Source organism: Pseudoduganella sp. R-32, from assembly GCF_049913245.1.
Taxonomy (GTDB): Bacteria; Pseudomonadota; Gammaproteobacteria; order Burkholderiales; family Burkholderiaceae_D; genus Rugamonas.
In genome coordinates, this window is record NZ_CP183987.1 from 1,144,929 (window position 1) to 1,164,581 (window position 19,653).

Sequence of the window (19,653 nt, forward strand, 5' to 3'; positions counted from 1 at the left end):
CCTCCGGTTGGGTTAGCAGCCAACTTTAGGACTGCCCAACTGCGCCATCTGTGCGGGAACGCACTTACTGGTTTTCACTTAAAAACAGCAGGGTGTGGCCATGCGCTTCGGCGGCGCTGGGCTGGTGGTAGCTGTTGCGGTGGTTGCAGTTGAAGCCGTGTTCGGCGTCCGGGTAGAGGTGGATTTCAACCTGTTCGCGCGCGCCGAAACGCTCGGCCACCTGGCGCACGGCCTCCAGCGGGATGTGGGCGTCGCGCCCGCCAAAGTGCAGCAGCAGCGGCGCGCGGATGTCGTCGGCGCGCTCCAGGCAATGCTGGATGCCGCCGCCGTAGTAGGCGACCGCATGCTCGGCGTGGTCATTGGCCAGGGCCAGGTAGGCCATGCGGCCGCCCCAGCAATAGCCCAGCGCGGCCAGCCGGCCTGCGGCGCCGGGCGTGGCGCGCAGTGCAGCCGCGGCAGCGCCGATGTCGGCCTGGGCCTGCGCCACGTCGGTGCGCTGCATGCACTGGGCGGCGCGGCCCCAGTCCGCCTCGTCATAGCCGAACTCCAGGCGCTTGCCCTGGCGCCAGAACAGGTCGGGCGCCAGCACTACATAGCCGTCGGCCGCATATTGCTCGGCCACCGCGCGGATGTGGGCGTTGACGCCGAAGATTTCCTGCAGCAAGAGCAGGGCGGGGCCGTGGCCGCTGCGCGGCAGGGCCAGGAAGGCGTCGAAGGCGCCGTCCGGGCCCTGCACCGTGACCCATTGCGTGCTGAGGTCCATGGCCTTAGCCGCCTTGCTGCGGCCGGGCCAGCGCCTGCAGGCAGGCATCGAGGTCCTGGCGCGCAAAGGCCGACACGTTCTTGGCCACTTCGGCCGTGACCAGCTTGCGGGTCTGCTTGTCCAGGCTGTCGCGCAGCAGGCCCAGGAAGCGCGGCGCGGCCACCAGGGCCAGGTGCTGGAAGCGGTCCTGGGCGGCGGCCGTATCGAGCCGGTGCCCGATTTCGCGCGCGAACTGGCGCACCTCGTGCTGCACCGGTTCTTCCACCCGCGGCGCGGTGTGGCCGCGCCCTTCGGGGCCGAAATACTGGCCGTGGCCGTCGGAAGCCAGCTGGCGGTTGTCGGCGCGTCCCAGCGGGTTGGCCAGGTCTTCGATCTCTTCGGCCGGCAACTGGCCGTCGCGCAATTGGAAGATGCGGGCGTGGCTGCTGTCAGCCACGACGATCCAGGTGTTTTCCATGGTCGCCTCCTCGTGGTGTGGGCAGCCCAGTATAGGCCGCTGCCGCAGCGCTTGGCGCGCGTGAGCCGGGCGGAAAATGTTTCCATATGGCATTAAATGGCCGACCGTGCGACAATGGTAAGCTGGCAAAGCGAAGGCAGGGACACGATGGACGATCCGATCAGCGCAGCATCACGGCAACCGTTCCGCACGCGCACGGCGGTGCTGGCGCTGCTGTGCGGCTTCGGCCTGACCGGCGTCCTGTTTGCCGGCGTCAGCCGGCTGGAAGCGCAGCGCGCGCAACTGGCTTTCGAGCAGCGCGTGCAGGCGCGCGCTTTCGTGCTGCGCGAGGGCATCGGCAGCGCCCTGGCCAGCCTGCATGCGGTCAACCAGCTGTTCGTGGCCCGCCCCGGCGCCAGCCGCGAGGAATTCCATCGTTTCGTCACGCCGCTGCTGGTGCGCCGGCCCTATGTGCTGGGCATCAGCTACCTGCGCTACATCGAGCACGCCGAACGGCCGGCCTTCGAGGCCGGTCTGCAGGCGCTGCAGCCCGGCGCCACGGTGCGCGAGCTGCGCGCCGGCGCAGCGCAGCCGGCCGCCGTGCGGCCGCGCTACCGGGTGATCGACTACATCGAACCGCTGGCCGGCAACGAGGCGGCGCTCGGCCTCGATACCCTGTTTCCCGGCCGCGACGACGGCGCGCGCCAGCGCGCCTATGCCAGCGGCGCCCCGGCGGCCGGGCCGCTGGTGCAACTGGCGCAGCGCGACGGCGCGCGCCAGCGCCTTGGCGTGGTGGTGGCGATGCCCTTGTACGCCGGCGCCGCGCCGGGCGGCACGGTGGTCGGCGAGACGGCCCTGACCTTGCAGCCGGGCGCAATGATCGAGAAGATCTTCGCCAGCGCCGGGCCAGACGCCGGCGCGCTCGACCTGCAGGTGTATGCCAGCGCCGAACCCGATCCGGTCGCCCTGGTGTACGACGCGGCGCCGGCCCCATCGCACGGCGGCCTGTCCCTGCCGGCCTGGCTGTACCCGGCCCGCACGGCGCCGCTGCAGCTGGCGCTCGACGTGGCGGGCTCGCGCTGGCTGATGGTGGCCACGCCCGGCGCGCGCATCCTGGCCAGCGAGCACCTGGCTTCGCTGTCCACGCTGGCGCTGGGCGTGCTGATTACCCTGATCGGCTCGGCCTTCATCGATTCGCTCAAGCGCCGCAAGCTGCTGATCCAGCAGCGCGTGGCCACGCGCACGGCGGAACTGAAGGCGGCCAACCAGGCCTTGCTGCTGCGCCAGCGCGCCATCGAGTCGAGCACCAATGCGGTGATGATCACGGCGGCCGAACCGCACAACCCGATCGTGTACGTGAACCCGGCGTATGAACGCATCACCGGCTACCGCGCGCAGGAAGCGCTGGGCCGCAGCCCGCGCGTGCTGTTTGGCGATGACCTCGACCAGCCCGGCATCGACGAGCTGCGGGCGGCGATCCGCGAGCAGCGCGACGGCCACGCGGTGCTGCGCTGCTACCGCAAGGACGGCACCCAGTACTGGAACGACGTGGTGCTGTCGCCGGTGCGCGACGAGCACGGCGTGGTGGTCAACTTCATCTCGATCCAGCACGACATCACCGCCATCAAGGCCTATGAGTCGGAGCTGGAACACCGCTCGACCCACGATGCGCTGACCGGCCTGCCCAACCGCGTGCTGCTGCAGGACCGGCTGGCGCAGACCATCCAGCACTCGGGGCGCAAGGGGCATGAACTGTGGCTGGTGTCGATCGACCTTGATCGCTTCAAGTTCACCAACAGCCGCCTGGGCCACAAGGGCGGCGACCGCCTGCTGCAGATCGTGGCGGCGCGGCTGCAGGCGGCCGTGCGGCCGGTCGACACGGTGGCGCGCCTGGGCGGGGACGAGTTTGCGCTGCTGCTGTTACCGGAACGGGGCGGCCTGGCGCCGCGCGCCGAACAGCTGCAGCGCGTGCTGGACAGCCTGGCGGCGCCGCTGGTGCTCGATGGCACCGAGCTGTTCCTGACCGCCAGCGCCGGCATCGCCGTGTTCCCGACCGACAGCAAGGAACCCGGCGTGCTGGCCGAGCGGGCCGACATCGCCATGTTCCGCGCCAAGGAAATGGGCGGCAACCAGTACCAGTTCTACACCGCGGCCCTGAACGAGCGCCTGGGCGAGCGGCTGCGCATCGAAAGCGCGCTGCGCACGGCGCTGGAGCGGCGCGAGTTCGAGCTGCATTACCAGCCCCAGGTCGACTGCGCCAGCGGCCGCATCATGGGCATGGAGGCGCTGATCCGCTGGCGCCATCCGGAAATGGGCATGGTGGCGCCCAACCGCTTCATCCCGCTGGCGGAGGAGACCGGCCAGATCCTGGCCGTCGGCCACTGGGTGCTGCGCACCGCCTGCCGCCAGCTGCGCGACTGGCAGCGCGACGGGCGCAAGCACTTGCGCATCGCCGTCAACGTCTCGGCGCGCCAGCTGGCAGAGCCGGACTTCGTGCAGGGCGTGGCGGAGGTGCTGGCCGATACCGGCCTGGCGCCGCACTGCCTGGAGCTGGAACTGACCGAGAGCGCCGTGATGAACGACGTGGCGCACGCCATGGCCGTCATGCACGCATTGAAGAAGCTGGGCGTGAAGCTGGCGATCGACGACTTCGGCACCGGCTATTCCTCGCTGGCGCACCTGAAGCGCTTCGAGATCGACGTGCTGAAGATCGACCAGACCTTCGTGCGCGACCTGACGGTCGATCCCGACGATGCCGCCATCGTCACCACCATCATCGCGCTGGCCCGCAACCTGGGGCTGGAAGTGATCTCGGAAGGGGTGGAGACGCAGGAACAGCTGGACTTCCTGCGCCGCCATGGCTGCCGCCACATGCAGGGCTACTTCTTCGGCCGGCCGCTGCCGGCCGAAGGCTTCCTCGCCCTGCTGCAGCAGGATGAAGCGGCGGCTAGCGCTTCACAAAGCTGAACGGGTCGCCTTTCTTCCAGGCCGGCATGGCCTTGCCGTTGGCGACTTCATAGCCCAGGTTCAGGGTGAACTGGGCTTGCTGCACCATGCCCGACAAATCCCAGCTGGCATGGTATTCGTCCTTGACGCTGTGGTAGTCGCGCTTGAAGGCGACGATGCTGGCGGCCGAGGCATCGTGCGCATGCTCGAACTCGAAGTGGCCGTCGCCGGAGAACACGGCGGAACCGACGTTAAAGGCCGGCACGCCCGCCTTGGCGAACTGGAAGTGGTCGGCGCGGAAGTAGGCGCCCGACAGGTCGGGGATCGGCGGCGCCAGTTTCAGGCCCATCTGCCTGGCCACCTTGGCCGCGCTGTCATGCAGCGAGCTGCGCTCGGCGCCGGCCACGCCGATGTCCCTGGTGCGGCCGGCAAAATTCATCGAATCGAGGTTCAGGTCGGCCAGCGTGCGCTTGAGCGGGAAGGCCGGGTTGGCGACGTAGGCCTGCGCGCCGTGCATGCCCACTTCCTCGGCGGCCGGCCACAGGAAGACTTGCGAGCGCTTGGCCGGTTTCTGCACCGCGGCGGCAGCCATCGCCAGCAGGGCGGCGGCGCCGGAACCGTTGTCGATGGCGCCGTTGTAGATGCGGTCCGTGCCGTCGGCCGGGCCGTCGGCCTTGCCCAGATGGTCCCAGTGCGCGGAATAGACCACCGCCTGGTCCCTCAGTGTCGGGTCGCTGCCGGGCACGATGCCGACCACGTTGAACTGCTCGACCTGGCGCACGCTGGAGCGGATTTCGCTGTGGGCGCTGATGTTCAGGACCACCGGGCGGAAGTCGCGGCGTTCGGCGGCGGCGCGCAGGGCGTCCAGCTCGAAGCCGGCAGCCCTGAACAGGGTGCGCGTGTAGTCTTCGGACAGCCAGCCTTCAACCAGGTTGCCGCCGCCGGGCGCATGGAAGCGTTCCAGCGAGAAGCTGGTGGCGGGGACGTTCCAGCCATAGGCGGCCGATGGCGTGGTGTGGATCAGCAGCGCGCCGGCGGCGCCGCGGCGCACCGCTTCTTCGTACTTGTACATCCAGCGGCCGTAATAGGTGTAGCCTTTGCCGGCAAAGCGGCTCGGTTCTTCGGCGGTGGGCTGCGGGTCGTTGACCATCATGACCAGGATCTTGCCCTTGACGTCGGCGTCCTTGTAGTCGTTCCAGTTTTCCTCCGGCGCGATGGCGCCGTAGCCGACGAACACCAGCGGCGCATCGAATATCACTTCGGCGCGGCCGCTGCCGGTGCCGATCAGGACGTCCTCGCCCAGGCGCGGCTTCAGGGTGCTGGCGCCGGCAGAGAATGTGATCGAACTGCCGGGCTGCAGGCGGGTGCCCTGGAACCTCACCGGCTGGCGATAGGAGCCGTCGGCCAGCGGCTGCAGGCCGATGGCGGCAGCCTGGGTCTCCAGGTAGCGCACTGCCAGGTCGCCGCCGCGCTGGCCGGTGCCGCGGCCCTCGAGCAGGTCGTCAGCGAGGAAGGAAAGGTGGGCGCGCAGCGGCGCTTCCTTGACGGTTGGCGCTTGCTGCGCTGCGGCAGAAGCGACCGCCAGCAGCAGGCTGGCAGGGATCAGGTACTTGGTATGCATGGCGGGGATCTTACCCCATAATGGAGCGCATTCCCGGCGTCGAAACAAAGGAGATACATGGAAGTCATTATCATCACCGGCGCATCCGACGGCATCGGAGCAGAAATGGCGCGCCAGCTGGCGCGCACGCGCGGCAAGGATGTGGCGCTGGTGCTGGCCGCGCGCAACGAGGCCGCCCTGCAGGCGGTGGCTGCCGACTGCGGCGGCGCCGGCGCGGCAACGCTGGTGGCGGCCACCGACGTGGCGCAGCAGGACCAGTGCCGCCACCTGGTGGCTGCCGCGGTGGAACGCTTCGGCCGCATCGACGCCCTGGTCAACAACGCCGGCCGCTCGGCCCACGCCCTGTTCGAGGACGTGACGGACCTGGGCTGGTATGAAGACCTGATGAAAGTGAACCTGTGGGGCGCCATCTGGTGCACCCACGCCGCGCTGCCATACCTGAAGGCGTCGCAGGGCAGGATCGTGGCCGTGTCGTCGCTGGCCGGGCTGGTTGGCGTGCCGGGGCGCACGGCCTACGGCGCCACCAAATTCGCCATGGCGGGCTTCTTCGAGGCACTGCGGGCGGAAATGAAGCCGCATGGCGTCAGCGTGACCACCGCCTATCCGGGCGTGGTGGATACCCAGATCCGTTATCGAGGTTATAACGCTGCCGGCGGGGAACTGGGCAGGAGCAGCCTGCGCGAAGACGATGCGATGCCGGTGGCTGAATGCGCGCAGCTGATTATCGATGGGATGGCGGGCCGCCGGCGCGAGGTGGTGATGACGGCCAAGGGCAAGCTGGGACGCTGGCTCAAGCTGCTGGCGCCGGGGCTGATCGAGAAAATGGCCCTGAATGCGCTGAAGGATGATGTGAAGCCGCACACCTGAAAACCGGCAAAGCGGTGTCTGACCCGCAGGGTCAGACACCTGGCCTGCGGCGGCCGCGTGTTGGTGTCTGACCCTGTGGGTCGGACACCGGGGTGCCGGTTTAAAAGGGTAAAATAGCGCTTTCCGTCGCATCAGGCGATACAACAATAACCTCACGAGTGCCGCCATGTCTGACACCCTGTTTACCGATTTGAACCTCAGCGCCCCCATTTTGAAGGCGCTGAAAGAAGTAGGCTACGAGACCCCGTCTCCGATCCAGGCCTCCACCATCCCGTACCTGCTGGAAAACCGCGACGTGCTGGGCACCGCGCAAACCGGCACCGGCAAGACCGCCGCTTTTGCGCTGCCGATCTTGTCGCGGATCGACATCAAGCAGGCCGCGCCGCAGGCGCTGGTGCTGGCGCCGACCCGCGAACTGGCGATCCAGGTAGCCGAAGCCTTCCAGCGCTACGCCACCCACATCCCGAAATTCCACGTGCTGCCGATCTACGGCGGCCAGTCCTACGGCCCGCAGTTGCAGGCGCTGCGCCGCGGCGTGCACGTGGTGGTCGGCACCCCTGGCCGCGTCATCGACCACCTGGAAAAGGGCTCGCTCGACCTGTCGCAGCTGAAAACCCTGGTGCTGGACGAAGCGGACGAGATGCTGCGCATGGGCTTCATCGAGGACGTCGAGCGCATCCTGCAGGAGACCCCTGACTCGCGCCAGACCGCGCTGTTCTCGGCCACCATGCCGGCCCAGGTCAAACGCATCGCCACCACCTACCTGAACGACCCGGCCGAAGTGATGGTGGCGGCCAAGACCACCACCAACACCAATATCCGCCAGCGCTACTGGCTGGTGTCCGGCATGCACAAGCTGGACGCGTTGACCCGCATCCTGGAAGCGGAGCCGTTCGACGGCATGATCATCTTCTCGCGCACCAAGATCGGCACCGAGGAACTGGCTGAGCGCCTGCAGGCGCGCGGCTTCTCGGCCGGCGCCATCAACGGCGACATGCAGCAGGCGGCGCGCGAGCGCATCATCGGCCAGCTCAAGGACGGCAAGATCGACATCCTGGTCGCCACCGACGTTGCCGCGCGCGGCCTGGACGTGGAGCGCATTTCGCACGTGGTCAACTACGACGTGCCGTACGACCCGGAAAGCTACACCCACCGCATCGGCCGCACCGGCCGCGCGGGCCGCAGCGGCGAGGCGATCCTGTTCATCACGCCGCGCGAGCGCAACCTGTTGAAACTGATCGAGCGCACGACGCGCCAGCCGGTCACGCCGATGACGTTGCCGACGCTGCAGGCGGTCAACGACGTCCGCATCAGCAAGTTCAAGGACCAGATCACCGACACCCTGGCGCAGGAAGGCCTGTCCTTCTTCGAAAACCTGGTGCGCGAATATGAGGCAGAACACAATATCCCGGCGGTGGAGGTGGCAGCCGCGCTGGCAATGATGGCCTGCGGTGGCAAGCCGTTGCTGCTGGACAAGTCGCGCGAAAAAGGCTGGCATGAAGACGGCGCGCCACGCCAGGAAGGCCAGGGCCAGGGCCGCGAGCCGCGTGAACCGCGTGAGCCACGTGAGCCGCGTCCGAAGAAGGAGCGCATCGAGCGCGAGCCGGAGCAGGGCATGGCGACCTACCGCGTGGAAGTGGGCTACCAGCACGGCGTCAAGCCGGGCAACATCGTCGGCGCCATCGCCAACGAAGGCGGCATCGATTCCAAGTTCATCGGCCGCATTGAAATCTACGACGACTACTCGCTGCTGGACATGCCGGCCGACCTGCTGCCGGGCGACATCGATGCGATTGCCGCGCTGCGCGTTGCAGGCCAGGCATTGCGCATTCACCGCGACGGCGAAACGCCGCCACCGGCGCCAGCCGCCAAGGCGCCACGCGCAGCCAAGCCTGAGCGCGCCGAGCGCCCGGAACGCGCCGCGCCACCGCTGTCCGAACGCGCCGATGACGACGAGCCGATGTTCGAGGAAGCACCCAAGCGCAAGAAGAAGGACAAGGCCGCGGCAGGCGAGGGTGCGCCAATGCCAATGCGCGCCTACCGCGTGGAAGTCGGTTCGGGGGATGGCGTCAATGCCGGCAATCTGGTTGGCGCCATCGCCAATGAGAGCGGCCTCGAGTCGCGCTTCATCGGTCGCATCGAAATCCTCGAAGACCATGCCTTCGTCGAGATGCCGGACGGCATGCCGGACGACATCTTCAAGCACCTGCGCAAAGTCTGGGTCGGCGGCAAGCAGCTGAAAATGTCGCTGGCCGACGCCATGCCGCCGATGTCAGGCAAGCACACCCCGCCGAAAAAGCCGGTAGCCAAGCCGAAGCGCTGATCCACGTCGAAACGACCGGGCCTGGCGAGTCGCCTGGCCCCCTTCTCTGGAGCCCCTGAACCGCGCCGACAATAGCGGCGTCAACCAGGCTTGTTGCCGAATTGGCCATCCACAAGCTATGCTGCTGGCTGTTCCGGACTTCACCGAGATAGCCATGCACAAACTGATCCGCCATTCCCTGTGCGCCGCCGTGGGTGCCGCCGCTGTCGGTGCGTCCGCTGCGCCGGCCGACGCCGTGGTCACCAAGCCCATGGACTTGCAGGATTACCTCGCGCTGAAGGGGCCCGCGCCGGACAAGCGAGTTATGTACGGCCCCTCGCCAAGCCAGTACGTTGAGCTGTTCAAGCCGGCAGGCCCCGGCCCGCACCCCGTCGTCGTACTGATCCACGGTGGCTGCTGGACTGTGCACTTCGGCGGCATCGAGCAGATGCGCAATATGGCGGGCGCGCTGACCCGGCAAGGCATCGCGGTCTGGAACGTGGAATACCGCCGCTACGATGAAGACGGCGGCGGCTATCCCGGCATGTACCAGGACGTGGCCACCGCTGTGGACTTGCTGAAGCACGAAGCCAAGTCCAGTGCCCTGGACCTGAGCCGCATCGTCGCAGTCGGCCATTCCGCCGGCGGCCACCTTGCACAGTGGGCGGTCTCACGCCACAAGCTGCCCGAGTGGAGCCCTGCCTGGGCGCCGCAGCCGCTGAAGATCAACACCGTCATCAGCCTCGGCGGCCTGGCCGACCTGCGCAACGAAGCCGCCCTGATCCGGCGCACCTGCGATCGCGAGACCGCTCAGATTGCCGGCCTGCCGAGCGCTTCGCGCCCCGACGTTTTCGCCGACACCTCGCCGGCTGAAATGCTTCCGGCCGGAGTGAACACGATCCTGATCCACGGCGAGCATGACGATATTTCGCCGGCCGTTACTGGAGAAAACTACGCCCGTCGCGCCAAGGCTGCGGGCGACTCAGCGGAGGTGCTGGTTCTGCCAGGCGGCAGCCACTACGACGAAGTCTCGGCCGACTCGAAAGCCTGGGGAATCGTCAATGCACAGATCCGCAAGGCGCTGGGATTCTGATGGAAGCGATCATGTTTGTCGGCATCCAGGCCTCCGGCAAATCGACCTTTTATAAAGAGCACTTCTTCAATTCCCACGTCCGCATCAGTAACGATTTGCTGAAAACGAAGAACAGGGAAAAACTGATGTTCGCGCTTTGCTTCGATACTGGAATGCCGCTGGTGATCGATAACACGAATGTCAGCAGGGAAGTGCGGGCGCGCTATATCGCGATGCTGAAGGAGCACGGCTATTGCATCAGGTGTTATTACTTCAAGAGCGACCTTGACCGGTCGCTTGAATGGAACGGCCAGCGACAAGGGGCCGAATGCATACCGCAGGTCGGCATCTTCAGCACTCACAAGCGGCTGGAAATCCCGGCGCGCGAGGAAGGCATTGATGAACTGTTCTACGTCGACTGGATTAACGGAGAACGTGTTGTAAAGGAATGGATTAGTGAAGTTTGATGAACTCGACGAATCAATGCGGGTGTATGAAACCGCGCATGACCAGTGCGTCCTGCCGGGCATCTATATGGTCGCGAGGATCGACGGCCGCAGTTTTACGCGCCTGACCAAGGAGCTTGCCGGCTTTGAGGCCCCGTTCGATGTCCGCTTCCGCGACTTGATGATCGAAACCACCAGGCATTTGATGAACTGCGGTTTCAAGGTCATCTACGGTTACACCGAGAGCGACGAAATCTCCCTGCTGTTCGACCCGGACATCAATGTCTTCGGCCGCAAGACCCGGAAATACAACTCTATCCTCGCCGGTGAGGCATCCGCCAAATTCAGCCTGATGCTGGGACAGTTGGGTGCTTTCGATTGCCGGATTTCGGAGCTGCCCACCAAGCGCCTGGTGGTCGACTACTTCCGCTGGCGTAACGAAGACGCGCACCGCAACGCATTGAACGCCCACTGCTACTGGATGCTGCGCAAGGAAGGCGTGGAGCCGAACAGCGCCGCCGCAACGATTGCCGGCAAATCGCTCGCGGACAAAAACGAGCTGCTGTTTAGCCGCGGGATCAATTTCAACGAAATGCCGAACTGGCAGAAGCGCGGCGTGGGCCTGTATTGGGGCGTCGAAGAGAAAGCGGGTTTCAACCCGAAGGACAAAGTGCCGGTCGTGTCGCACCGCCGCGCAATTGTGACGGACCTTGAACTCCCGATGCGCGACGAGTACAGCGCCTTCGTCGCAAACCTGATTGAAGGCGCTTGATCCGCCAGCCTGGCATCTTTCGAACTCAGGCGGAACTTCCCCGACCCCTCGGTTCTAAGCCATTGCGAACAATCGGACGACTCTGAGGGGCTCCTCTCAATTCCGAGGCCGGTCAACTTTGTTCGCAAAGCAGCTCATTGCTGCTTATCCCTGCTCATTCCTTGCTCATCGTAGCTCTTTTGATGCTCGTTTTTGCTCTGAGTGCCGTCGAGTCATCTTGAGCACGATTAAGCAGCACTGGCGCAGTCAATGCGCGAGTAGCCGCTGTAGTCGCTGTGGCCGGTCAAGCTTTCGGCGTTGGGTACTTAATGGCATTGAGCTGGATTTTTTCCAGCGCCGCCGCGTGCAGGTCGACATCGAGCTTGTCGGCGATATGCACCAGGTAAAGCAGCACATCGGCCAGTTCATGGCGGATCGCCTCATGCTGGCCGTCGGCCAGTTCGCCGGCGCGGCCGGTGGGCAGCCACTGGAAATGCTCGGCTAGTTCGGCCACTTCCACCGACAGCGCCATCGCCAGGTTCTTCGGCGTGTGGTACTGCTCCCAGTCGCGCGCAGCGGCAAAGGCACGGGTGCGCTCGCGCAGGTCCTGCAACGAGTCGCTCACGCCGTTTTCTCCATGAACACGCTCAAGGGGTCGTCGCGGTAATCGCCATACGGTCCGCGCACGCGGTAGCCCAGTCGCTCATACAACCCGATCGCTTCCGGCTGCGAAGGTCCGGTCTCCAGCATGAACTGGCGGCAGCCGCGCGCCAGCGCTTCCGTTTCCAGCATCCCGAGCAGGCGCTGCGCCACGCCCTGGCCGCGCGCGGACGGATGCACGAACATGCGCTTCACTTCCCCGTACTCCGGCGTCACGACGATGGCGCCGCAGCCCACCGCAGCGCCGTCGAGATTGCGCGCCACGGCAAACAGCACATTCGGCTGCAGCAGCGAATTCATGTCGAGCGCATACACGCTTTCCGGTGGATACAGCGACAGCTGGTAAGCATCCAGCAGGTCGATCAGGGCCACGACTTCGGGCTGGTTGGGGGTCTCGAGTTTGATGTCCATCGCCCAATGGTATCATCCCTGCGCCACCTGACCGGGGCCGGTCCGGGGCGAGACATGTCTAAGGATAACCATGAAATCGCTAGTTCCTCATGCCATTACACTGGCAGTCAGTGCACTTGTCGCCACCAGCGGCATCGCGGCCGACAATAGCGCCATTACCCCGCGCGCTGAAAACCCTTACCTGAGCCAGGTCGATGCTGCCGCCCGCTCGGCGCGCGTGTCCAATGTCGCTTATGTCCTCGACTTCACGCTGACCGGCCAGGAAAGCTTCAGCAACACCACCACCGTCGCTTTCGACCTCAAAGACAACGCGCAGCCGCTGACGCTGGACCTGGACAAGGCCACCATCAAGCGCCTGCTGGTCAACGGCAAGCAGGTCGCCGCGACGCAGTACAACAACTGGTTCATCACGCTGGCCGCCGCCGACCTGAAGGCAGGCCGCAACAGCGTTACCGTGGAATTCGAGCGCAAGCACAGCACCAATGGCGAAGGCCTGCACCGCATGGTCGATCCGGTCGATGGCCGCGTCTACACCTACTCGCACTTCGAACCGGCCGCCGCGCACCAGATGTTCGCGCTGTTCGACCAGCCGGACCTGAAGGCCACCTACCAGGTCAACGTCACCGCGCCTGCCGACTGGACCGTGGTGTCCACCACGCGTGAATCCAAAGTGGAAGACGTAGCCAACGGCAAGCGCTGGACCTTCCCTGTCTCAAAGATCCTCAGCCCTTACAACTTCTCCATGCACGCCGGTCCGTACAAGGTGTGGGAAGACGCTACCAGCGCCAAGTACCCGATGCGCCTGTTCGCGCGCCAGTCGGTGGCCGACCAGGTCGACCCGGCGCCGTGGTTCGAATACACGAAACAAGGCCTGGCCTGGTTTGACGACTACTTCGGCATTCCTTACCAGTACGGCAAGTATGACCAGCTGCTGGTGCCGGACTTCCTGTATGGGGCGATGGAAAACGCCGGCGCGGTCACCTTCGCCGAACACTCCTTCCTGCACAAGGACAAGATGACCAGCGCCGAGAAGCACGACCTGGCCAGCGTCATCATGCACGAAATGGCGCACCAGTGGTTCGGCGACCTGGTCACCATGCAGTGGTGGAACGGCCTGTGGCTGAACGAGAGCTTCGCTTCCTTCATGGGCACCCTGGCTACCGCCGAAGCCACCGAATACAAGGACTCCGCCTGGCAGTATTTCTATTCGCAGGGCAAGTCGGACGCCTACGTGCAGGACCAGCGCGTCACCACCCACCCGATCGAAACCCCGGTGCCGTCGACCGCCAACGCCTTCGACAACATCGACGCCATCACCTACTCGAAAGGCGCTTCGACCCTGAAGCAGTTGCGCCACCTGCTGGGCGAAGAGACCTTCCGCAAGGGCGTGCATAACTACCTGGTCAAGTACCAGTTCAGTAACGCCAGACTGGATGACTTCATCGGCAGCCTGGCCGAAGCGGCCGGCCGCGACCTGGGCCAGTGGACCCAGGACTGGCTGTACCAGCCGGGCGTGAACACCATCACCGCCAACTACAGCTGCAAGGCCGGCAAGATCGACGCCTTCAGCCTGCAGCAAACGGCCGTGGCGCAATTCCCGACCCTGCGTGAACAGCGCGTGCAACTGGCCCTGATGCAGAAGCAGGGCAAGCAGCTGGATATTGCCAAGGTGCTGCCGGTGACCTACAAGGGCGCCAAGACGGACGTGCCGGAGCTGAAGGGCGCGGCTTGCCCGGACCTGGTCTACCCGAACTACCAGGACTGGGGCTTTGTGAAAGCCAAGCTCGATACCCGCTCCTTTGCCACCGCGCGCCAGGACGTGAGCAAGGTGGAAGACAAGCTGCTGCGCACCATGCTGTGGCACAGCATGTGGGACAACGTGCGCGACGGCGCGCTGCCGCTCAACGAATTCCTCGACACGGTGCTGGTCAACGCGCCGCAGGAAAAGGACTACGTGCTGCTGGGCGACGTGCTGGGCAAGATGGCCCAGTCGATCCGCTACCTGCGCACCATGTCGGCCGACGGCGCCTACACGCGCACCGTGGTAGGGCGCCTGGAAAAGATGGCGTGGCTGCAGGCCAAGGCCAGCAAGGGCGACTTCCAGCGCCGCTGGTTCGGCGCCTACCTTGGCACTGCCGGCAGCAAGGATTCGCTGGAGCGCATCGCCGCCATGCTGGACGGCCGCGAAAAGCTGGCCGGCCTGACCCTGAGCCAGGACCTGCGCTGGGACATGATCGCTGTCCTGAACCGCAAGGATTATCCGGGCGCCGAGGCGCGCATCGCCGCCGAGCAGGCCAAGGACAAATCCGACAGCGGCGAGCTGGCTGCCGTGGCAGCCCAGGCCGCACGCCCGGATGCCAAGGTGAAGCAGGAATGGCTGGCCAGGATCGGCGACACGCAGACCAAGCTGCCGTTCTCGCGCATCCGCACCGCGATGCATGCGCTGTATCCTTCCTCGCAGGTGGCGCTCAATGAGCAGAGCGCTGCGGCGCGCCTGGCCCAGTTGCCCGTGCTGGACAAGTCGGCCGGCCCGGTCTTCATGCGCGACTATGCAGGTGCCATGATCCCGGCCACCTGCACGGCGCAGAGCGTGCAGCGCCTGGCCGATACCGCAGCTGCCAACCCCGGCCTGAGCGCCGGCACCCGCCGCTCGCTGCTGGTGGCGCACCAGGAAGACCAGCGCTGCGTGGCGATCCGCAAGGCCCTGACGGTGAAGCTCAACTAGACGGCAGCCCCGGTGGAGAGCTCGGCCTGCGCAGCCAGCAGGTCGAGCAGCGCCGGCAGCGGCGCCGGACGGCCCAGCAGGTAGCCTTGCAGTGCATGGCAGCCGTGGGCCGCCAGGAAGTCGGCCTGGGCCTGCGTCTCCACCCCTTCCGCCACTACCCGCAAGCCCATCTGGCCGGCCATGGCCAGGATGGTCTGCACGATCACCACGTCGCTGGCGTCGTCCGGCATGTCCATGATGAAGCTGCGGTCGATCTTCAGCTCATACAGCGGCATGCGCTTCAGGTAGGCCAGGCTGGAATAGCCGGTGCCGAAATCGTCGATGGAAAAGCGCACCCCGAGCTCGGCCAGCTCGTTCATGCGCGCCACGATTTCATCCATTTTCTCCACCAGCAGGCCTTCCGTCACCTCCAGGATCAATAGCGCCGGTTCCATGCCGTGCTCCTGCAAGATCGTGCGCACCTGCTGCACGAAGTCGGCCTGGCGGAACTGCTGCGGGCTGACGTTGACCGACAGCGGCAAGGACAGGCCCAGCACCGACATGCGCTGCTGCGCCAGGCAGGCCTGCTTCAAGGCCCATAGCCCGAGCGGCACGATCAGGCCCGCTTCTTCCGCCAGCGGGATGAAGATGGCCGGCGACACCATGCCGCCCTCGTCGCGCTCCCAGCGCATCAGCAATTCGGCGCCGTGCAGCCGCCCCTGGCAATCGAACTGCGGCTGGAACACCACGTGCAGGCGGTCCTGCTCGATGGCCTGGCCCAGCTCGCGCTCCAGCGTCAGGCGCCGCTCGACTTCGGCCTGCATGGCCGCTTCGAAGAAGGCAATGCCGTTGCGGCCGGCGCCCTTGGCGCGGTACATCGCGGTATCGGCCTCGCGCAGCAGGTCGTCGGCCTGCTGGCCGTACCGTGGCAGCAGCGTGACGCCGATGCTGGCCGAGCAGCCGTAGCCCTGGCCGGCAATCTCGAACTCCTGCGCCAGCGCGGCGCGGATCTTTTCCGCTACCGCTTGCGCCGCATTGCCGGCCGCGGCCAGGTCGGGCGCCAGGTGCGCCAGCAGCACCACGAATTCGTCGCCGCCGATGCGCGCCACGGTGTCGCTCTTGCGCACCGCTTCCGACAGGCGCTGCGCGGCCAGCCGCAGCAAATGGTCGCCGGTGGCATGGCCGCGCGCATCGTTGATGGTCTTGAAGCGGTCGAGGTCGACAAACATCACGGCGCTGAACACCTGCTGGCGCTCGGAACTGGCCAACAGCCCGGCCAGGCGGTCCAGCAACAGGCGCCGGTTCGGCAGCCCGGTCAGCGGGTCGTAGAACGCCAGTTGCTCGCCTTCGGCCAGCGAGCGCGCCAGGTGGCGCAGCAGCACGCCGCAGCTCAGGGTGAGGATGCCGGCAATGAACAGGTAATTGAGCGCCACGATCGAAGCGCGCAAGGCGGCGTCGTCGGACAGGCCGACGGCTGCCGGATCGGGCGGCGGCGCAAAGCCGGTCAGCACGATGGCGACGGCGCCGGCCAGCAGCAGCCAGATGGCCGGCTTCAGGCCCACCAGCAGCGCGGCCAGGCAGGGCACCGCCAGCAGGTAGGTGTGCGCCACGGGACCGACCTGCAGCATCAGCGCCACGCCGACCGCGAAGGTAATCAGCAGGAACTGCATGGCGCGCACCGGGTAGGACACTACTTCCTGCAGCCGCCACAGGGCAGTCAGCCAGGACAGCGCAACCGCGTCGACCACCACCACGCCCCACAGCCCTTCGCGCAGCGATTGCACGATGCTTGGAATGGCCGTGGCCAGGCCCAGTACCAGCACAATCTGGACCAGGCGGGCAAAGATTTTTTCGCGCCAGTGGGTGATCTGGTCGGGGGCAGCCATGGGCTAGCTTCCTTGCTCTTCGGAACCTTGATGGTACGCCCAATGGCGGCTTGTGTCACGGCAGCCTCAGCGTGACTATTTGATAGTTTTTCTGGCATGCCTTTCTTATAAAATCGGCCGTTTCATCCAAAAATTAGGGGATCTACGTATGAAGACCAAACTGTTCGCGGCCGTGGCGGCCCTGGCGCTGGCCGGTTGTGCCGGCACCCAACCAACCCTCGGCGGCGGCAGTACCGTGGCCACCGGCAGCGCCGGCGGCGCCACCGCCGCCAATGCCAACACCCAGCTGGAAAAATGCGACCGGCCGCTGGGCACCCTGTCGGTGGTGGAAGACCGCAGCATGCCGTGGTTCCAGCAACTGAGCCAGTACAAGCTGGGCTCCACCACGCCGGTGCTGCGCATGATGATCCAGCAGTCGAACTGCTTCGTGGTGGTGGAGCGCGGCGCCGCCATGGACCACATGATGGGCGAGCGCGCGCTGGAAAAATCGGGCGAGATGCGCGCCAACAGCAACTACGGCAAGGGCCAGATCGCCGCTGCCGACTACACCATGAGCCCGACCATCACCTTCAGCCAGAAAGGCACTTCGGGCGTGGGCGGCGCACTGGGCGGCTTTGGCCTGATCGGCAGCGTGGCCGGCATGGTGGCCGGCAATATGAAGACCAATGAAGCGTCGACCATGCTGCTGATGATCGACAACCGTTCCGGCGTGCAGCTGGCGGCAGCCGAGGGCAGCGCCAAGAACACCGACTTCGGCGCGTTCGGCGCCCTGTTCGGCGGCGGCGCCGCGGCCGGCGCCAGCGGCTACACCAACACCCCGGAAGGCAAGATCCTGGTGGCGGCCTTCATGGATTCGTACAACAACGTGGTGCGCGCGGTGCGCAACTACAAGCAGCAGGAAGTCGCCGGCGGCCTGGGCACCGGCGGCGCGCTGGGCGTGCAGGGCGGCACCACCGCCGCTTCGCAGCAGCCGGTGGCCGCGCAGTCGCAGGTGCAGGCGCCTGCTGCCAAAGCCAAGGCCAAGAAGAAGTAATTCCACCCGTTTGCCGGGCGTACAGCACGCCCGGCAAATTGCCAGTCCCGCCATCCGTTGTTATAGTTCCCCTTGCAGTCTTGCGCGGAGCTATACCTTGAACACCCAGACCATTCCAGACACCGCCGCGCCAATCCGGGTGCTGCTGGTGGACGACCATCCCATGCTGCGCGCCGGCCTGGCCGATGCGATTGCCGGCCAGCCCGACATGCAGGTGGCGGCCGAAGCCGGCGACGGCCGCGAAGCCGTTGCCGCCTGGGCCTCCGTGCGCCCCGACCTGGCCATCATGGACCTCGCCATGCCCGGCATGTGCGGCCTTGAGGCGCTGCAGGCCATTCGCGCCCAGTTCCCGGCGGCGCGCATCGTGATGCTGACCACCTTCGGCGGCGACGCCCAGGTGCGGCGCGCGCTGGAGGCCGGCGCCAGCGGCTTCCTGCTCAAGAGCAGCTTGCGCAAGGAGCTGGTGGGCATGATCCGTGCCGTGCACGGCGGCCAGCGCTACATCTCGCCGGAAATCGCGCAGCAGCTGGCCAGCCACCTGGGCGCCGCCCTGCTCAGCGAACGCGAGGCCGAGGTGCTGCAATGCGCGGCAGCCGGCAACGCCAACAAGCGCATCGCCAGCCAGCTGGCGATTTCGGAAGAAACCGTGAAGGCGCACATGCGCAGCATCCTGGCCAAGCTCGGCGCCAACGACCGCACGCACGCCGTCACCATTGCCTTAAAGCGCGGCATTATCGGGCTTTGATGGCTGCTGCCCGGCCAGCGCCGCCATTGCCAGCAGCAGCGCCACGGCCGGAAGCAGGCCGACGCCCATGCCCCAGCGCGATGCCAGCGCGCCCGCCACGCAGCCCGCCGCAAAGGCCAGCACGCCGCCGCCCAGCGCCGCCAGCGCGGGCCGTTCTGCGCCGCCCACGCGGTCCAGGCAGTCGATCACCAGTTGCGTGACATTGCCGGTCATGACCGTGCTGGCCGGCAGTTTCGCCAGCAGCAGCTTGCCGTAGCCGTTCTGCGCTCCCATGGCGGCAGCGCACAGCAGGCCGGCAGCCATGTCCCAGCGCGCGCTGGCCGCTGCCGCCAGCATCAGCGCCGCCTGCAGCAGGTGGGCCGGCCGCAGCGCCTCCCTGCCGCCGCCCTGGCAGCGCCGCACCAGGGCCCGCACTGCCACCACGCCGCCGACGAAAGCAGGGAAGGCGAGCAGCTTGAGCAGCACGTCATTACCCGGCGACACCACCTCCCGTCCGAGCAGGACGAAGTTGCCCGTCACGTGGGCCGTGAACAGGCCATGCAAGGCCACGAAGCCAAGGGTGTCGACGTAGCCGGCCAGGAAACTCAGGGTCGTTCCGCGTGCCATCTGCCCTCCTTGCGTGTCAGGTCGTGCCAGGCCACCAGCAGGAAGCCGCCAGCCAGGCCGAGGTGCTCGTAAAAGCTGTTGGCCGCCATGAAGCGTTCCATGCCCGCCATTTCCCAATAACGGTTGGCGATGAAGCTGGCCGCCACCGTGAACAGGGCCAGCCAGGCGGCGCCCAGCCAGCGCAGGCGGCCGCTCAGGATCATCGCCGCCGACCCCAGTTCGCCGGCGATGACCAGGATTGCCAGCGGCGCTGCCGGCTGCAGCCCGAAGTGCTGCATTTCGCCGACCGCGCTGCCGAAGTCGAGCAGCTTGTTCAAGCCGCCCTGCAGGTATGCTGCGCACAGCAGGAGCAGGGCCAGCCAGTGCAGGGCGCGGATGCCCGCGCCGGGCCTGTGCGGCGCCAT

Annotated in this window: 17 protein-coding genes; 9 read left to right on the top strand and 8 right to left on the bottom strand. The window is 66.5% G+C overall.

What is annotated here, in order from left to right; genetic code table 11:
* Positions 1-64 precede the first annotated feature (64 nt).
* Positions 65-763 carry a dienelactone hydrolase family protein gene (locus tag ACN9MU_RS05355; protein WP_426320926.1) on the bottom strand — a complete coding sequence of 233 codons (699 nt, stop codon included), beginning with the start codon at positions 761-763 and terminating at the stop codon, positions 65-67.
* A gap of 4 nt (positions 764-767) precedes the next feature.
* Positions 768-1,220 carry a host attachment protein gene (locus tag ACN9MU_RS05360; RefSeq protein ID WP_426168112.1) on the bottom strand — a complete coding sequence of 151 codons (453 nt, stop codon included), beginning with the start codon at positions 1,218-1,220 and terminating at the stop codon, positions 768-770.
* Positions 1,221-1,367: 147 nt separating this feature from the next.
* Here ACN9MU_RS05360 and ACN9MU_RS05365 point away from each other — a divergent pair, with 147 nt between their 5' ends.
* Positions 1,368-4,166 carry a bifunctional diguanylate cyclase/phosphodiesterase gene (locus tag ACN9MU_RS05365; RefSeq protein WP_426168114.1) on the top strand — a complete coding sequence of 933 codons (2,799 nt, stop codon included), beginning with the start codon at positions 1,368-1,370 and terminating at the stop codon, positions 4,164-4,166.
* Here the strand turns inward: ACN9MU_RS05365 and ACN9MU_RS05370 are convergent.
* Positions 4,147-5,766, bottom strand: coding sequence for a M28 family peptidase (locus ACN9MU_RS05370; protein ID WP_426344274.1), 1,620 nt, complete (start codon positions 5,764-5,766; stop codon positions 4,147-4,149). The genes ACN9MU_RS05365 and ACN9MU_RS05370 overlap by 20 nt on opposite strands.
* A gap of 57 nt (positions 5,767-5,823) precedes the next feature.
* On the opposite strand from ACN9MU_RS05370, the gene ACN9MU_RS05375 reads away from it, so the two are divergent.
* The 5 genes from ACN9MU_RS05375 to ACN9MU_RS05395 all read left to right on the top strand — a co-directional run bounded on the left by ACN9MU_RS05375 (position 5,824) and on the right by ACN9MU_RS05395 (position 11,225).
* Complete coding sequence (locus ACN9MU_RS05375) at positions 5,824-6,633, top strand: SDR family oxidoreductase (RefSeq protein WP_426344275.1); 810 nt, start codon at positions 5,824-5,826, stop codon at positions 6,631-6,633.
* A gap of 166 nt (positions 6,634-6,799) precedes the next feature.
* On the top strand, positions 6,800-8,956 hold the full coding sequence (locus ACN9MU_RS05380) for a DEAD/DEAH box helicase (RefSeq protein ID WP_426320931.1): 2,157 nt from the start codon (positions 6,800-6,802) through the stop codon (positions 8,954-8,956).
* Positions 8,957-9,110: 154 nt separating this feature from the next.
* Complete coding sequence (locus tag ACN9MU_RS05385; protein ID WP_426168123.1) at positions 9,111-10,028, top strand: alpha/beta hydrolase; 918 nt, start codon at positions 9,111-9,113, stop codon at positions 10,026-10,028.
* Positions 10,028-10,474: an AAA family ATPase gene (locus ACN9MU_RS05390; protein WP_426336923.1), complete on the top strand. Its 447-nt coding sequence runs from the start codon at positions 10,028-10,030 to the stop codon at positions 10,472-10,474. The genes ACN9MU_RS05385 and ACN9MU_RS05390 overlap by 1 nt, the downstream gene beginning before the upstream one ends.
* On the top strand, positions 10,464-11,225 hold the full coding sequence (locus ACN9MU_RS05395; protein WP_426344276.1) for a tRNA(His) guanylyltransferase Thg1 family protein: 762 nt from the start codon (positions 10,464-10,466) through the stop codon (positions 11,223-11,225). Before ACN9MU_RS05390 ends, ACN9MU_RS05395 begins: the two co-directional genes overlap by 11 nt.
* 283 nt (positions 11,226-11,508) lie before the next feature.
* On the opposite strand, the gene ACN9MU_RS05400 is transcribed toward ACN9MU_RS05395, so the two are convergent.
* A complete protein-coding gene (locus ACN9MU_RS05400; protein ID WP_426168129.1) occupies positions 11,509-11,829 on the bottom strand; it encodes a nucleotide pyrophosphohydrolase in 321 nt (106 codons plus the stop codon).
* A complete protein-coding gene (locus ACN9MU_RS05405; RefSeq protein WP_426168131.1) occupies positions 11,826-12,275 on the bottom strand; it encodes a GNAT family N-acetyltransferase in 450 nt (149 codons plus the stop codon). The genes ACN9MU_RS05400 and ACN9MU_RS05405 overlap by 4 nt, the downstream gene beginning before the upstream one ends.
* Positions 12,276-12,345: 70 nt before the next feature.
* Between ACN9MU_RS05405 and pepN the strand changes: the two genes are divergently transcribed.
* Positions 12,346-15,000, top strand: coding sequence for an aminopeptidase N (gene pepN / locus ACN9MU_RS05410; protein ID WP_426344277.1), 2,655 nt, complete (start codon positions 12,346-12,348; stop codon positions 14,998-15,000).
* Here pepN and ACN9MU_RS05415 read toward each other — a convergent pair.
* The gene (locus ACN9MU_RS05415; RefSeq protein ID WP_426344278.1) at positions 14,997-16,865 is read right to left on the bottom strand and encodes a putative bifunctional diguanylate cyclase/phosphodiesterase; all 1,869 of its coding nucleotides are present in this window, start codon (positions 16,863-16,865) and stop codon (positions 14,997-14,999) included. The two genes, pepN and ACN9MU_RS05415, sit on opposite strands and share 4 nt — an antisense overlap.
* A gap of 148 nt (positions 16,866-17,013) precedes the next feature.
* On the opposite strand from ACN9MU_RS05415, the gene ACN9MU_RS05420 reads away from it, so the two are divergent.
* Positions 17,014-17,898, top strand: coding sequence for a CsgG/HfaB family protein (locus tag ACN9MU_RS05420; protein ID WP_426320940.1), 885 nt, complete (start codon positions 17,014-17,016; stop codon positions 17,896-17,898).
* Positions 17,899-17,995: 97 nt separating this feature from the next.
* The gene (locus tag ACN9MU_RS05425) at positions 17,996-18,643 is read left to right on the top strand and encodes a response regulator (protein WP_426168142.1); all 648 of its coding nucleotides are present in this window, start codon (positions 17,996-17,998) and stop codon (positions 18,641-18,643) included.
* Here ACN9MU_RS05425 and ACN9MU_RS05430 read toward each other — a convergent pair.
* Entirely contained in the window at positions 18,617-19,249 is a 633-nt protein-coding gene (locus ACN9MU_RS05430) for a YoaK family protein (RefSeq protein ID WP_426320942.1), read from the bottom strand. The two genes, ACN9MU_RS05425 and ACN9MU_RS05430, sit on opposite strands and share 27 nt — an antisense overlap.
* Positions 19,228-19,653, bottom strand: a complete 426-nt coding sequence (locus ACN9MU_RS05435; protein WP_426168147.1) for a DoxX family protein — start codon at positions 19,651-19,653, stop codon at positions 19,228-19,230. The genes ACN9MU_RS05430 and ACN9MU_RS05435 overlap by 22 nt, the downstream gene beginning before the upstream one ends.